This window comes from Bilophila wadsworthia ATCC 49260 (assembly GCF_000701705.1).
GTDB lineage: Bacteria > Desulfobacterota > Desulfovibrionia > Desulfovibrionales > Desulfovibrionaceae > Bilophila > Bilophila wadsworthia.
On sequence record NZ_JNJP01000087.1, the window covers coordinates 1 to 14,496 of the forward strand.

Here is a 14,496-nt window from a genome sequence, read left to right on the forward strand (position 1 = left end):
TTATGCACCTCCACGCCGCCTCTGTCAACGACTTTTTATTTTTTTTCTGATTTTTTTGCCCCACGATCCCCGTTTCTACCGTGTTTTCGCTCCGGTTAGAATCCAAATTTTTTTAAAACGCTTCTAAGAAGCTTGAAGATGGCCCGAGGGGTTCACTCCCTGAAAGGCAATTCCCCCATAGAAAGCTTCTACAGGGCATACTGTACGGCTCTCTCGCGTGGTTTTCTGTCCGTGCTGGAGACCGCGCTACTTCATATCCAGAAATGAGGCCGTGGATTCTTCAACACTGGCCACATGGCAGCTTCTATAGGGGAGTATTACTGAGCCAATGCGTCACGCTTCGCAACGGCCTGCGCCAGCTCCTCTTTGGCTTCGCCCAACTTGCGCTGCAGCTTGGCGATTTTCTTTTCTCCCTTGCCTTCCGTGACAGCCTTGTCGAGATCCGCTTGCCGCTCCTTTACTTTATCTTGCTTTTCCAAGATATTGAGTTCTGCCTTGGAGCGCAGCGTGCCGTCCGAACACCACCGGCGGACCTGGCTGAGAGCTTCTTCCAGTCCACGGAGCTGCTCCTGATTCCCGTGTTTTCTGGCGTATTCCATCTTTGTCTCAATGGCCTGCTCCTTACGTTTGCACCCTCCGGCAAAGTCGTCGGAAGCGAGGCTCATACCGCAAAAAGCGATCAGAGCAATACCAAGTGTCGCGGATAAGACTGCTGTTTTCAAAAGGCGTTCTCCCATCTGTTAACCGTATTCAGAATGTTTCTTTATAAGTTTGAAAAGTGTTTTCCGTCAATTGGAATGCTTCCGAGAATACTCCGGATTGAAACTTCATGTTTCTTCTACGCCGGTTCTTTGGGGCTTGTCCGTTGAAAGCTAGGTTATAGGATAATATGTATCCTCACCCCAAGATGGGAAAAAAGGTATAGGCAGAAAAACAAGGGCTGGCGGGTGCAACGTATCAAGTCATTGCTCGCTGAGTGAGGATTATGGAACAGCCTCCTTGGAGGAAAGGTGCGGTTGAACTCAAGAGGCCCACCCTCGCCGTTTTTTGCTCCTTATACCGCCCCTCTTTTATCCCTTTCAAATGTCTTGCACTCCGTCACGCGATCGGCGGATTGCCCTCACTTTTATGGACAGCGACAAACCCCATTGAGCCACACTCGTTCGTGGTCTCCCAAAAGAGTTTATTTTTACCCATAGATAGACTATAATGTCTTTCTAAAAACGGGGACGGTACATTCTACTGTAAAAGACGGTTGCATGGGCATCCTCCCCCTGATATGTTGAAGGACGTGTTTGTATGAGGACTTGGCTTCCGAACGAAACGGAAGCGGCTCCTTTAGCGCTTTCATATCGACACTCTATCCCTGAAAGAGATTTTCATGGCAACGCTTCACGATAATGACAACACGCTCCTGGCTCTCGTAAGAACCACCTTCGACGCGCACAGTGCCGTCCTTTTCCTGCCGGATCAATCCGGCAACTATACGGTCGCGCTTTCCTCCACGGACAATGAGCCCAGCGTGCAGGAAGTCACCATTGCGCCGGGGAAGGGGCTTGTCGGATGGATTTTACGGCATAAGCAGCCCGTCATCGTGAACAACCTCGATATGCGGCACACCTTCCTCGGTTATTATGATGAAAACGACGAAGGCGCCATTTCCGCATTCATGGGCTGCCATATTCCCGAGGGAGGAGCCCTGTGCGTGGACAGCGTGCGCCCACGGGCCTACACCGAAGAAGACCAGCTTCTCCTCCACCGTTTCGCCCGGCACCTCGCCCGGCAAGTCCATTCCGCCGGGCTGGCTTGCGACGCCGAAGACCTGCGCCGCTATTTCACCCGGCTGGAGCAGCTTTCCGAGCTCAGTGCGCAGAACCCGCATTGGCGTGATTACCTCGGGGCCTTCCTCCGCCTGATGGCCGAGAGCACGGAGTTTGAATACGTCGCGTTTGCTACCGCGCAGGAAGGCGGCTCCACGTATACGGTGGAAGGCGAAAACACGCCTCTGCTCATTACGGAAGACGGTATGCCCGAACTGCCTCTCACGAGCGGCGGCCTCGTCAGCTGGGTTTTCCGCAACGAAGTGCCCGTACATGCGGAAGGGGCCGATGGTTCTCCCAGTACGCCGCTCTTCGGCAAGCTGCCGGGAGTGCCCAACTTCCAATCCGTCATGTGCCTCCCCGTGCATCTCAATAAAGTCACCTGCGGCGTTCTGTGTTTCGCCGGGCTGAATCCCCGTTCCCTTTCCCAGAATTTGCGGACGTTTACCAAGATCGCCGTAACCTATCTGGCGCAGTACCTTGAGATGCTGTATCTTCGCCACCGCCTCAAAAGCCTGTTGCCGCGCGCAAAAGTACACCGCGACGGCGCGATGGCCTATGATCCGGACACGGCGCCATCGGCACCCATGAGCGAGGAAGACTGATCCCATGCTCCGCAAGCACATAGCGGTCGATCTGGGAACTGCGAACACGCTGGTCTTTGTCCAGTCCCAAGGCATCGTCATCAATGAGCCTTCCGTTGTCGCAGTGGACACCATCAACGAGCGCGTCATTGCCGTGGGCAAGGAAGCCAAAGACTATATCGGGAAGACCCCGCAGCGCATTTCCACCATTCGTCCTCTCCGAGACGGCGTCATCGCTGATTTTGACGCGGCGCAGGCGCTCATCGCCACATTTCTGAAAAAAGTCATCGGCAGCTGGCCGATAAAACCGGATGTGGTCATCTGTGTGCCGACAAACATCACGGATGTGGAGCGTCGTGCCGTGGCCGAAGCGGCTACAAAGGCCGGAGCCCGCAACGTGAAGCTCATTGAAGAGCCCGTCGCCGCGGCAGTAGGAGCGGGTTTGCCCGTGCTCGACCCCGTGGGCAGCATGGTTGTGGACATCGGCGGCGGGACGACCGACATCGCGGTCATCACGCTCGGCAGTATGGCCTGCTCCACTTCGCTCAAGCTTGCGGGTGACGCCCTGACCGCGGCAGTTCAGCGTTTTGTCCGGGAAAAATACCAGATTGTCGTGGGCGAAAACATGGCTGAGCGTATCAAAATCGCCCTCGGCTCCGTCGCGCCCCTTCCCGTACAGCTGTCATTCGAAGTCTCGGGCAAGGATCTCGCAACCGCGAGCCCCCGGACTATTGCCCTTTCCGATACGGATACTCGTGAGGCCTTCCAACCCATCACCGAAAAGCTTGTCAGCGCGGTCATGGGGATACTGGAAGTCACTCCGCCCGAATTGGGGGCCGACATCATGCGCCAAGGCATGTTGCTGACAGGGGGAGGAGCCTTGCTGAGAGGCTTTGCCGACCGTATCACCAGGGCTACACGCATTCCCGTGTATGTGGATTCCGATCCGCTGACCACGGTACTGCGCGGCGCGGGCATCACACTGGACGATCCCGAAAAGTACAGGGATTTATTGATCGAGTGCTGACGCGGGGTCCCCGGTGCTTCCAAAGGCAGCCTGTCTGGATTGCCCAGAGCAATGCCGGGCTGAACAAATCGGGAAACGTTTCCGTCATTCCCTCAAGCTCTTCACGGTCCAGAAAATGCCCCTCCGGCAATGAGACCGGAGGCAAGCCTCCCGGAAGTTCGGCAATGAACAGTGTGAGTGAGACAGTTTCCCCGGCAGGCTTGAAGGCCGCGGAAACCGCCACCCCCGAGGGTACATTGGACAGGCCCAACGTCTCCCGTACGGCGCGCTCTACGGCTTCTTCCCTCGCTTCGCCGGAACGGACGAATGTTTCAGCGGAAATGTCCCACGTTTCCATGCCCTCTTCGGACATCCGCCTCCGTACGAACGCCCTGCCCCGCCTGTCGCACAGGACGGCACAGACCGCCTTTTTACGCAAAGGGAAGGCGTCTGAGGAAGGGGCAATCAGCAGGGGGCGATCACGTTCGTCCACATATTCGATCAACGGTTCATCATTTTCACATGGTTCGGGAACGATCGTATGATGCATGATTCTCCTAAACGGGCCGTCCGTTGCGTCCGGCTGGCGACTGAAGATGCCCCCGCCCTCTCCTCTTTGGAGAGCCGCTGTTTCGCTCTTCCGTGGACGGAACAGGCCTTTGCCGAGGCTTTCGCGGGAAAAACCTTTCATGCATTCGGCATCCGGGAAACAGCCTCGCCGCTCTCTCCAAGGGAGCTTGCAGGGTACATCGCGGTATACCACACGCCGGACGAAGTTGAAATCCTCAATATTGCGGTACGGGAAGACAGGCGCCGCCACGGATACGGCCGCCTGCTCATGGCTACAGCCTTGCAGGATGCCAAAGAAACAGGCATACTACAAGGAGTGCTTGAAGTGCGGATCAGCAACGCGCCCGCCATCCATCTGTATGAATCTTTCGGGTTCCGGCAGGCGGGCAAGCGGCGCGGGTATTATCAAGATACCGGAGAAGACGCGCTCATTTATACTTTGGATATGGGACAGACTCGGACGAATCCATAAATTACGCTCGTGGGAGAATTCTATGCGCACCATTATCGCCGCCAACTGGAAGATGAACAAAACCCGCACGGAAGCCAAAGCCACCGCGCACGAACTCGCCTCTATCCTTGGCGGCGCGCCGGACGATAGGGATGTCGTCGTGTTTGCGCCGTTCACCGCTCTGGAAGCCACGAGGGAAGGGCTCGACGGGGCCCCCGGCATCTTCGTCGGCGCGCAAAATATGTACCCCGCCGAATCCGGGGCTTTCACCGGCGAGATTTCCCCGGCCATGCTCCGCGAAGCCGGTTGCACATGGGTGCTCACGGGCCATTCCGAACGCCGCCATGTACTTGGGGAGAGCCCGGACTTCGTAGGCAAGAAGACGGCGTTCGCGCTGGAACAAGGCTTTTCCGTCATCCTTTGTATCGGTGAAACCCTCGCCGAACGCAAGGCCGGGAAACTCAACAGCATCCTCTGGCTCCAGCTCGAAAGAGGGCTTGCCGGGCTCGGCCCCAATGCGGACTATTCCCGCCTCGCCGTGGCTTACGAACCCGTGTGGGCCATCGGTACGGGCCAGACCGCTTCCGACGAAGACATCCGCATGGTGCACACGCTGGTACGCGAACTTTTGAGCAGCCTGCTGGGTTCCAACGGCATCGGCATCCAGATTTTATATGGCGGAAGCGTGAAGCCGGACAACGCCAAGGCCATTCTGTCTCTTGACAACGTTGATGGTCTTCTGGTAGGTGGCGCTTCTTTACAGGCGCAAAGTTTTGCCGACATCGTCCGTGCCGATCTGGCCTAGAAGAACGGCAGGCGCGCAGGATTCCGCCTTCCGATCCTCGGAACGCCAATACCAATCCTGTTCTTGAGCGGAACACCGTGTTCCCGTCCGACAGGAAGTCGGCGTATCTTCGGCCAACGCATCGGCCCATACATTTACTGGCACAGCCGGTTCAGCGCAGGCATTGTCCAGCCTGCTGAGGAGTTCCCACCGTGCAGACCCTGATTCTTTCCTTGCATGTCATCGTATGTGTAACCCTCGTTATCCTTGTCCTGCTCCAAGCGGGCAAGGAAGGAATGGGCGTCATTTTCGGCGGCGGCAACGCCTCCGTATTCGGCAGCTCCGGTGCGGGCGGTCTGTTGGCCAAGATGACCGCTTTCATGGCGGTACTGTTTATCGTCACGTCCTTGAGCTACAACTACGTGTCCAGCTCCCACAAAGCGCAGGAATCCACCATTCTTGACGTCCGTCTGGAGGACACCCCAAAACCTGCCGCTCCCGCTGCCACGGTTCCCGCAACTCCTGCTGAAAAGCCCGCTGAGGCTCCCGCTGCCGACAAGCCCGCCAACTAAGCATCATCCAAAGTGTGCTTTCGAGGCCATGAAGCAATTCATGGCCTCGTTTTTTATCCGGGCAAGGCCGCAAAATCTTCCGCCCTTCCTCCTCGATCTCGCGAAAAAACAGAGACCACGATACTGCCCCACCACAGTTTTCCTCCGCCCATTCATAATGCTCAGGAACATTCTCTGGATGCATGGGAAAGCCCCACTGCCTTCCTCACGGCGTTTTCTGAATCCTCCACCCCGATCGTCTCTTTCCTCAAAACAAAAAAGGCCCGGAAAACGTTCCTGACCTTTTTACCTAACCAGATGAAATTTTGCGTGTATTTTGGGAATATCAATAAGCCCCTTTGCGCCCGAGGACAACGGGAAACGTCTTTGCTAAAATCAAAATATCGAGCCATGTTGACCAGTTGCAGATATAAAAACGATCAAGGTGAACCCGTTGTTTGTATGAAAGATCGTTTCGCCCGGAAACCTGCCAGAGCCCGGTCATACCGGGCCGCACACGTGTATAGGAGGCAAAAGCCGAACCGTATTTCACGATCTCATCGTCTACGATGGGACGCGGCCCTACCAGGCTCATTTCTCCCCATACAACATTCCAGAGCTGAGGCAATTCATCCAGGCTTGTCTTGCGCAACCAAGCCCCGACCTTTGTAATGCGGGGATCGTTGCGCAGCTTCTGATCCGCTTCCCACTCTTCACGCAGATCAGGGTTTTCCCGCAAATACTTTTGGAGAACTTCCTCTGCATTACACACCATCGTGCGGAACTTTAGAATATGGAGGGTCTGCCCTCCTCTCCCTATGCGATTCTGCCTAAAAAAAACCGGGCCGCGCGATTCAAGTTTGATGGCAAGGGCGATAAGCACAAGAATAGGAAAAATGGCGATGCCACCCACGACCGAGAGGAACAAATCCATAGCACGCTTCAGGGCCAATCGCTTGGGATCGAGCAGGTTCTGCCGCACCTTGAAGCAAAGGACGTCCCCGATCTCCACGGGGCGTACCCAGAAAGGAATTTCCCCTTCCGAAAAATCTTCAGGGATGATAATGACCGAACTGAACAGCAGGCTTGCTAAATCAATCAGTTCTTGCCGACATGCAAGCGGAGCATCTTTTTCCATGACGACGATAGCGCACGTTCTCGGGTAAAGGCGGACAAAAGTATCCAAGTCTGAGCGGCTATACAACGGTTCAAGCCCGCTATAGGTATCCTGAGGCGTATTCTTCTGTTCCTTTTCTGCTTCCGTGCATTTCCGGCTGACAAAATGGGCTTTTAAAAGCAGCCCCGCCTCAGTATGCTTATTAAGATACTCCGTTACGCGAGGAACAAGCTCTCCCGCGCCAAACACCACTGTGGGCACTCTCCACCATGCCTCCCGGGAGAAACGGGAACGCAATGCGCAACGGACCAAAGGAACCGTCCCGAGGCTCAAAAACCAAGACCAGACATAAACGGTACGCGAGGGGAGATCGCCACGGCCGAGAAAAAGAAAAATAGCAATACTGAAGTAGGCGATGGACGTCGATATCCCGAGCAGACGCATTTCTTCCGGCAATGCCGGAGGAACCCCGCTGTACAATCCTTCAAAAGCGTTAACTACGGGAACCACCAATAGAAACAATGCCAACGGAACATGCTGTGAAAGCGAGATTTCCCCACCCAAGAGAACCCGAATAACGCCTATCAAAAACATGGTCCCGAAAAGTGCCAGACAATCCGCAGCCAGCAATGCAAGAGAACGCTTGGAGCACACGAGCTGAGATCTTTGAAAAGAGGGACCAGAAGAAAATGCACAAGACATATGATACCCGAACGGTTAGAGGAGAACAGGCAGTTATGCTAGCGCACCGGTACCGCATCTGTAAACAATGATTTCCTTCCGTGAAGAAAGCACGAAAAACGGTTGCCGCACGTCACCAGTTGCGCTAGGTACAGGGTTATACACATCCGTTGCCTTACCCAGCCGAAACGTCCCGCGGACTTTTCCGGAGCCGTCATGCCGTCAGTCGCGATTCACACTATCCTTGGCCCACTCCCCCTGCTTCGCGGGCTCTTCCGATGGAGCTTGGCGGTCCTTTTCGCCGTGGGGGCATGGCATCTCTACCTCTGGTCGCCATTGCCCGGCCTCGTGGCCATCGGCATTACACCCGTTCTCGCCATCTTTTTTTTCTTCCGTGGCCTTAACCTCGTCAGCCGTACCCTCCCCTACTGGAAAACGCGCCGTCTTATCCGCAAGCTCGGTATGCACCCCACATGGTGGAACACCGGGGCTGGTTATCTGCTCATCGACGAACGGCAAGGCTCATGGATCATCAATGGTACCGCCGGGATGATTGTCGACATCAAACGCCTTCACGGGCACAGCGACTGGCAGATGCATCGCCTTGACCTCTACACCACGGACACGCCAAAACCAACGGCGAGTTATGGCTTCGGCAGTGCCGAAGAGATCCGCGAAGCTGCGAAAATTTTCCAAAAGGCCTATGCCCCACAGGAAAAAAGAGACCTTCCCGTCACATTCGCGGACTTACGGAAAAAAGAAAATAAAGCCTCCGAAGCGCATTGAAAACGAATCCTTTCCTATGAAGACAAGAAGCTCTTTGTAGGTGTGCATCTTGATCTTCTTGCATTTTCATACTAAAGGAACGTCTGATAAAAAAAGTTTTCCCAAGGAGCTGACCCGAGATGAAACGACTGTTTGCCATGTTTATGGCGCTGGCGCTGACGGCGCTGGTACCCCTGTCTGCCCAGGCTTCCGGCGGTCACGACCTCAACGGAGCGGAATTGTCCATCCTGTGGGTTGTTCCCTTTGTTTGCATGTTGCTGTCCATCGCCATCGGCCCCCTTGCCGTGCCGCATTTCTGGCATCACCATTTCGGCAAGGTGGCCCTCTTCTGGGGCCTCGCCTTCCTCGTGCCCTGCGCCATGGTCTTCGGACTCCAACTGGCTGTCTATCAGTTCGTCCATGTCCTCTTCATGGAATACGTCCCGTTCATCATCCTGCTGTTCGCACTGTTCACAATCGCGGGTGGCGTCCGCCTCAAAGGTCAGCTCGTGGGCACGCCTGTGGTGAACGCCGGGCTGCTCGCCCTCGGGACCATCCTCGCCAGCTGGATGGGAACCACCGGCGCGGCCATGCTGCTCATCCGGCCCCTGCTCCGGGCCAATGAGCACCGCAAGTACCGTATGCACATCGTCGTCTTCTTCATTTTCCTTGTCGCCAACATCGGCGGCTCCCTGACCCCCCTCGGCGACCCGCCGCTGTTCCTCGGCTTCCTCAAGGGCGTGTCCTTCTTCTGGACGACCGTGCATCTGTTCTGCAAAACCGTGCTGCTTTCCGTCATCCTGCTCGGCATCTTCTTCCTTCTGGATACGTTCCTGTTCAGCAAGGAAGGCAAGCCCAAACCTGCCACCCAGTCCAATGAAAAGCTCGGCCTCGACGGCAAGGTCAACCTCTTGCTTCTGATCGGCGTCGTCATCTCGGTACTCATGTCCGGCATTTGGAAGCCCGAATCCGGCTTCGAAATCTACGGCACGCACATTGAGCTTCAAAACGCCGCCCGCGACGTTATCCTGCTCGCCCTCGCCGGCGCCTCCCTGGCTCTGACCACGAAGGAATGCCGCAAGCTGAACAACTTCACGTGGGAACCTATCCTTGAAGTCGCCAAGCTGTTCATCGGCATCTTCATCAGCATGATTCCGGCTATCGCCATTCTGCGCGCCGGTACCGACGGCGCCCTCGCCGGGGTCATCAACATGGTCTTCCACGAAGGCCAGCCCGTGAACGCCATGTTCTTCTGGCTGACCGGCATCCTCTCTTCGTTCCTCGACAACGCCCCGACTTATCTGGTGTTCTTCAACACCGCCGGCGGCGATGCCGTGCATCTGATGACCGACTGGACCGAAACCCTTTCCGCCATCTCCGCCGGTGCCGTGTTCATGGGTGCCGTGACCTACATCGGGAATGCCCCGAACTTCATGGTCCGCTCCATCGCCGAAGATCAGGGTGTGAAGATGCCCAGCTTCTTCGGTTACATGCTGTGGTCCGTGGGTATCCTGTTCCCCTGCTTCGCCCTCATCACCTATCTGTTCTTCATGTAAGAACGGCCTCAGCGTAACGAAAGCCCCTGAATGCAATCCCGCTTCAGGGGCTTTTCCGTTCCAAGGGAACAGGCAAAGGAAACGTACTCCGGCTCCATAAGGCGCCTCCGGTTTTCCGGAACAACGCGGAGGATCGCCCCCAAAGGGCTACCCAAGCGTGAGCCAGAGTACGATGAGCCCCGCCGCAAGGGAAAAGAGCCCCATCCGGCGCAGACCGGAAGCGCCCTCCTCACCAAGGGTTTGCAGAACCTGCCGCATTCGTTCGGGAAAGAGTGTATAAGGAAGGGCTTCCAGAATGAAGGCCAGCCCGAGTGCACTGAAAAAAAGCTTGCTGTTGAACTCCATGCGCTCCTCGCTGCAAGAGGTGGACGAAACGAAGTTCCCTTGTAGGAAAAGCCGTGGAAGCTGTAAAGCTACTTGCACATCAACCGGCTAACAGCTATGTAGAACGGATTCGTGACGGGACCGCATCCTCAGCCACTAACTTTATCCTCATCTGCCCATGATCACACTCCGTACCTTTATCGAACAGGAACAACCCCGCATCAACGCGGCGCTGGCCGAGGCGGCCGCCGAACTCCCCGTCTCCATCATGCCCATCGCCCAATACGCCATGGGGAACGGAGGGAAACGGCTGCGGCCCTTGCTGACCGTACTCGTGGCCCGTCTGCTCGGCTATGCCGATAACGACATCTATCCCCTTGCCGCGGCGATGGAGATGTTCCATGTGGCGACCCTGCTCCATGACGACGTCATGGACAATGCGGAGATGCGCCGGGGCAGCACGGCCACGCACAAGGTCTTCGGCGTCACCGAAACCATCCTTGCCGGGGACGCGCTGCTCGCAAAGGGGAATCAGATCGTGGCCGGATTCGGCGATCCGAGGCTTACCGCCGCCACGTCCGATGCCATTGCCCAGACTGCCAACGGCGAAATCCTGGAAATCGCCAACCAGGGGAAGAACGCTCCCGATCTCTTGATTTACAACCAAATCATTGCGGGCAAGACGGCGTGGATGATCCGGACGTCCTGCAACATCGGCGCGGTCAGGGCCAACGGTACGCCGGAACAGGTTGCCGGAGCGACCGACTACGGGTTCAATCTGGGCATGGCCTTCCAGATCGTCGACGACGCGCTCGATTTCGCTCCCTCCAGCCTGACCGGGAAACCCGAAGGCGGGGATGTCCGCGAAGGCAAACTGACGCCGCCCATCTTCTTCTATGCCAACTCACTGGCTCCGGCCGAGCGTGACGCCTTCTTCGCCCGTTTCGCGGAACAGTCCTTTACCGACGAAGACGTCCGGCACGTCATTGATACCGTCCGCGCTCAGGGCTTTGACGACAAGACGCGCGGCATCGCCGATACCTATCTGCGTAAGGCACAGGAAAACCTCGACGCCCTCACCGCCGGACTTCCGGCCTCGCCGTACGGGGAAATCCTCACAAGCTTTATCGGCTACGTCCGCAACCGCGACGCCTGATTTTTTCCACGCAACCTTTTTCCACGGTTACTCAAACAGCCTTTTCAGGAGACAGACATGCTCTACCGCATTGAAGCCGGCCTTTTCCCCCATCTTGACGACACGATCGGCCGTAAAACCGCAGCCAGCATCCGTGAAGCCCTCGGCATCCCCGTCAAGTCCGTGCGCACGATCAAAGTGTTCACGCTGGAGGGGCTCGACGCGCAACAGGTGAATACGCTCATGGCGAAAAGCGTGCTGCACGATCCGGTGTTGCAGGCCGTATCCCTGTCTCCCCTGCCCCTGCCCGAAGAAGGCACATCGTGGATCATTGAAGTCGGTTACCGCCCCGGCGTTACGGACAATGAAGGCCGTACCGCCCGCGATACCGCCGCGCTCGTGCTCGGCATCGAAGACCGCAGCAGCCTCGCCGTATACACCTCCATCCAGTACCGCCTCCACGGCCCGCTGACGGAAGAACAGGTCACCCGCATCGCCCGCGACCTCCTCGCCAACGAACTCATCCAGCGCTTCGAAATCAAGAGCCGCGCCCAGTGGGACGCCGACCCCGGCTTCGCCCCCAAGGCCGCCCGCGTGACCGGCGCGTCCTGCGACGAAGTGAACATCGTGCCGCTCTCCTCGATGAGCGACGCGCAGCTCATGGAAGTGAGCCAGAAGAACACGTTGGCCCTCAGCCTTGAGGAAATGACCAAGATCAAGAACTGGTTCTCCAGCCCCGAGGTCGCCGCGCAGCGCAAGGAACTCGGCCTGCCCGCCGATCCCACCGACGCCGAGCTCGAAGTGCTCGCCCAGACGTGGTCGGAACACTGCAAGCACAAGATTTTCGCGTCCAAGATTTCCTACACCGACAAGGAAGCCGGGACCAGCGAAACAATCAACAGCCTCTACAAAACCTGCATCATGAACACGACCAAGCAGATCCGCGAGAGCCTCGGCGACAGGGATTTCTGCCGTTCCGTGTTCAAGGACAACGCGGGCGTCATCGCCTTTACGCCCGAATACGACGCCTGCATCAAGGTGGAAACGCACAACAGCCCCTCGGCCCTCGACCCCTACGGCGGGGCGCTGACCGGCATCGTGGGGGTGAACCGCGACCCGATGGGCACCGGCCTCGGCGCGGAACTCATCTGCAACACCGACGTGTTCTGCTTCGCGTCCCCCTTCCATGACGAAGCCTTGCCCCCCCGCCTGCTCCATCCCCGCCGCGTCTTCGAAGGCGTGCGCGAAGGCGTGGAACACGGCGGCAACAAGTCCGGCATCCCCACCGTCAACGGCTCCATCGTGTTCGACGAGCGCTACCTCGGCAAGCCTCTGGTCTATTGCGGCACCATCGGCCTGATCCCCGCCGAAGTGCCCGCCAGCAAGTCCTCCACGGACGGCAAGCCGCGCAAGGGCTATGAGAAGAAAGCGCAGGTCGGCGACATCATCGTCATGACCGGCGGCCGTATCGGCAAGGACGGCATCCACGGCGCGACCTTCTCTTCGGAAGAGCTGCACGAAGGCTCTCCCGCCACCGCCGTACAGATCGGCGACCCGATCACCCAGCGCAAGATGTACGACTTCATCATGCGCGCCCGGGATCTCGGCCTGTACAACGCCATTACCGACAACGGCGCGGGCGGCCTGTCCTCCTCCATCGGCGAAATGGCGGAAGACACCAACGGCTGCCGCATCGATCTGGCCCGCGCGCCCCTCAAATACGACGGCCTGCGCCCGTGGGAAATCCTGCTTTCCGAAGCGCAGGAGCGCATGACCCTCGCCGTGCCTCCGGCGGCGCTCGACGAATTCCTCGCCCTTGCCAAGCGCATGGATGTGGAAGCTACCCCGCTCGGCGAATTCACCGACGACGGCGTCTTCCATGTGACCTACAACGGCAAGCTCGTGACCCATCTGGACATGGAATTCATGCACGACGGCGTGCCCCAGTACCAGCTCAACGCCGTATGGGAAGCGCCCGTGCACCCCGACGCCCGCATCGAAGACGGCGGCGTGGATCAGGCGGAACTCCTCAAGGCCATGCTCGGCCGCCTGAACATTTGCAGCAAGGAATACCTGATCCGCCAGTACGACCATGAAGTGAAGGGCGGCAGCGTGGTGAAGCCCCTCACCGGCGTGAAGCGCGACGGCCCGTCCGACGCGGGCGTCATCCGGCCCATCCTCGAATCCGAGGCCGGTCTGGTCATCAGCCACGGCATTTGCCCCAAGTACAGCGATTACGACGCCTACTGGATGATGGCGAACGCGATGGATGAAGGCATCCGCAACGCCGTGGCCGTGGGTGCCGACCCCGACCGCATGGCTGGCGTGGACAACTTCTGCTGGTGTGACCCGGTGCAGTCCGAAAAGACCCCGGACGGCGAATACAAGCTTGCCCAGCTCGTGCGCGCCTGCAAGGCCCTCTCCGAGCTTTGCGTGGCCTATGGCGTGCCCTGCATTTCCGGCAAGGACTCCATGAAGAACGACTACACCGGCGGCGGCAAGAAGATCTCCATTCCGCCGACCGTCCTCTTCTCCGTCCTCGGCATCATGGACGATGTGAAGAAGGCCGTGACCTCCGACTTCAAGAAGCCGGGCGACCGCCTCTACATCATCGGCAACACGGCCCGCGAACTGGCGGGCAGCGAAATCGCCGATCAGCTCGGCATTGCCTGCAACACCGTGCCCCGCGTGGATGCCAAGTCCGCCCTCGCCAGCTACCGGAAGCTCCATCAGGCCATCAACAGCCGCCTCATCTCGGCCTGCCATGACCTCTCCGACGGCGGCCTTGCCGTGTCGCTGGCTGAAATGTGCATCGGCGGACGCCTTGGCGCGCATCTGGCGCTGAACCGCGTTCCGGTCATCGGCGCGCTCACGCTCACGGAAGCCCTTTACAGCGAATCCGCCAGCCGTCTGCTGGTGTCCGTGGCTCCCGACAAGGCCGCCGAGTTCGAAGCGCTCTTCGGGGCCTCCGCGCCCTTCATCGGCGAAGTGACTTCCGATGCCCGCCTTACCGTGGCCTCCGCCGACAGCGCGCTGTTCTCCGCCCCCGTCGAAGCGCTGGCCCATGCCTTCAAAGCGACGCTGGACTGGTAGAAATATTGGGGAGGGGAAGGGAAACTTTCTAAAGAAAGTTTCCCTTCCCCTCCCCAAAC

13 protein-coding genes are annotated in these 14,496 nt (G+C 58.0%); 9 read left to right on the plus strand and 4 right to left on the minus strand.

Annotated features, from left to right (window positions below; genetic code table 11):
* Positions 1–317: 317 nt before the first annotated feature.
* On the minus strand, positions 318–722 hold the full coding sequence (locus T370_RS0118400) for a DUF1090 domain-containing protein (protein ID WP_029436613.1): 405 nt from the start codon (positions 720–722) through the stop codon (positions 318–320).
* Between the two features lie 659 nt (positions 723–1,381).
* On the opposite strand from T370_RS0118400, the gene T370_RS0118405 reads away from it, so the two are divergent.
* The gene (locus T370_RS0118405) at positions 1,382–2,425 is read left to right on the plus strand and encodes a GAF domain-containing protein (protein ID WP_005029430.1); all 1,044 of its coding nucleotides are present in this window, start codon (positions 1,382–1,384) and stop codon (positions 2,423–2,425) included.
* A gap of 4 nt (positions 2,426–2,429) precedes the next feature.
* Positions 2,430–3,431 carry a rod shape-determining protein gene (mreB, locus tag T370_RS0118410; protein ID WP_029436614.1) on the plus strand — a complete coding sequence of 334 codons (1,002 nt, stop codon included), beginning with the start codon at positions 2,430–2,432 and terminating at the stop codon, positions 3,429–3,431.
* Here the strand turns inward: mreB and T370_RS25240 are convergent.
* Positions 3,382–3,960, minus strand: coding sequence for an NUDIX domain-containing protein (locus T370_RS25240; RefSeq protein WP_156034470.1), 579 nt, complete (start codon positions 3,958–3,960; stop codon positions 3,382–3,384). The genes mreB and T370_RS25240 overlap by 50 nt on opposite strands.
* Between T370_RS25240 and rimI the strand changes: the two genes are divergently transcribed.
* The 3 genes from rimI (at position 3,952) to secG (ending at position 5,787) form a co-directional block, all read left to right on the plus strand.
* Positions 3,952–4,452, plus strand: a complete 501-nt coding sequence (gene rimI, locus T370_RS0118415; protein WP_029436615.1) for a ribosomal protein S18-alanine N-acetyltransferase — start codon at positions 3,952–3,954, stop codon at positions 4,450–4,452. The two genes, T370_RS25240 and rimI, sit on opposite strands and share 9 nt — an antisense overlap.
* A gap of 22 nt (positions 4,453–4,474) precedes the next feature.
* Entirely contained in the window at positions 4,475–5,236 is a 762-nt protein-coding gene (gene tpiA / locus T370_RS0118420; protein WP_005029422.1) for a triose-phosphate isomerase, read from the plus strand.
* 191 nt (positions 5,237–5,427) lie between these two features.
* Positions 5,428–5,787 carry a preprotein translocase subunit SecG gene (gene secG, locus T370_RS0118425; RefSeq protein ID WP_005029419.1) on the plus strand — a complete coding sequence of 120 codons (360 nt, stop codon included), beginning with the start codon at positions 5,428–5,430 and terminating at the stop codon, positions 5,785–5,787.
* 325 nt (positions 5,788–6,112) lie between these two features.
* On the opposite strand, the gene wbaP is transcribed toward secG, so the two are convergent.
* Positions 6,113–7,537, minus strand: coding sequence for an undecaprenyl-phosphate galactose phosphotransferase WbaP (gene wbaP, locus T370_RS0118430; RefSeq protein ID WP_248604287.1), 1,425 nt, complete (start codon positions 7,535–7,537; stop codon positions 6,113–6,115).
* 243 nt (positions 7,538–7,780) lie between these two features.
* Here wbaP and T370_RS0118435 point away from each other — a divergent pair, with 243 nt between their 5' ends.
* Both T370_RS0118435 and T370_RS0118440 read left to right on the plus strand, forming a co-directional pair.
* Positions 7,781–8,350 carry a hypothetical protein gene (locus tag T370_RS0118435; RefSeq protein WP_029436617.1) on the plus strand — a complete coding sequence of 190 codons (570 nt, stop codon included), beginning with the start codon at positions 7,781–7,783 and terminating at the stop codon, positions 8,348–8,350.
* 119 nt (positions 8,351–8,469) lie between these two features.
* Positions 8,470–9,885, plus strand: coding sequence for a sodium:proton antiporter (locus T370_RS0118440; protein WP_029436618.1), 1,416 nt, complete (start codon positions 8,470–8,472; stop codon positions 9,883–9,885).
* A 147-nt stretch (positions 9,886–10,032) separates the two neighbouring features.
* Here T370_RS0118440 and T370_RS0118450 read toward each other — a convergent pair whose 3' ends face one another.
* On the minus strand, positions 10,033–10,230 hold the full coding sequence (locus T370_RS0118450; protein WP_005029411.1) for a DUF2065 domain-containing protein: 198 nt from the start codon (positions 10,228–10,230) through the stop codon (positions 10,033–10,035).
* A gap of 157 nt (positions 10,231–10,387) precedes the next feature.
* On the opposite strand from T370_RS0118450, the gene T370_RS0118455 reads away from it, so the two are divergent.
* Together T370_RS0118455 and T370_RS0118460 are read left to right on the plus strand one after the other, a co-directional pair.
* Positions 10,388–11,365 (plus strand): polyprenyl synthetase family protein, encoded by a 978-nt coding sequence (locus tag T370_RS0118455; protein ID WP_005029409.1) that lies wholly within the window; start codon positions 10,388–10,390, stop codon positions 11,363–11,365.
* A 57-nt stretch (positions 11,366–11,422) separates the two neighbouring features.
* A complete protein-coding gene (locus T370_RS0118460; RefSeq protein ID WP_029436619.1) occupies positions 11,423–14,437 on the plus strand; it encodes a phosphoribosylformylglycinamidine synthase subunit PurS in 3,015 nt (1,004 codons plus the stop codon).
* The last annotated feature ends 59 nt before the right edge of the window (positions 14,438–14,496 follow it).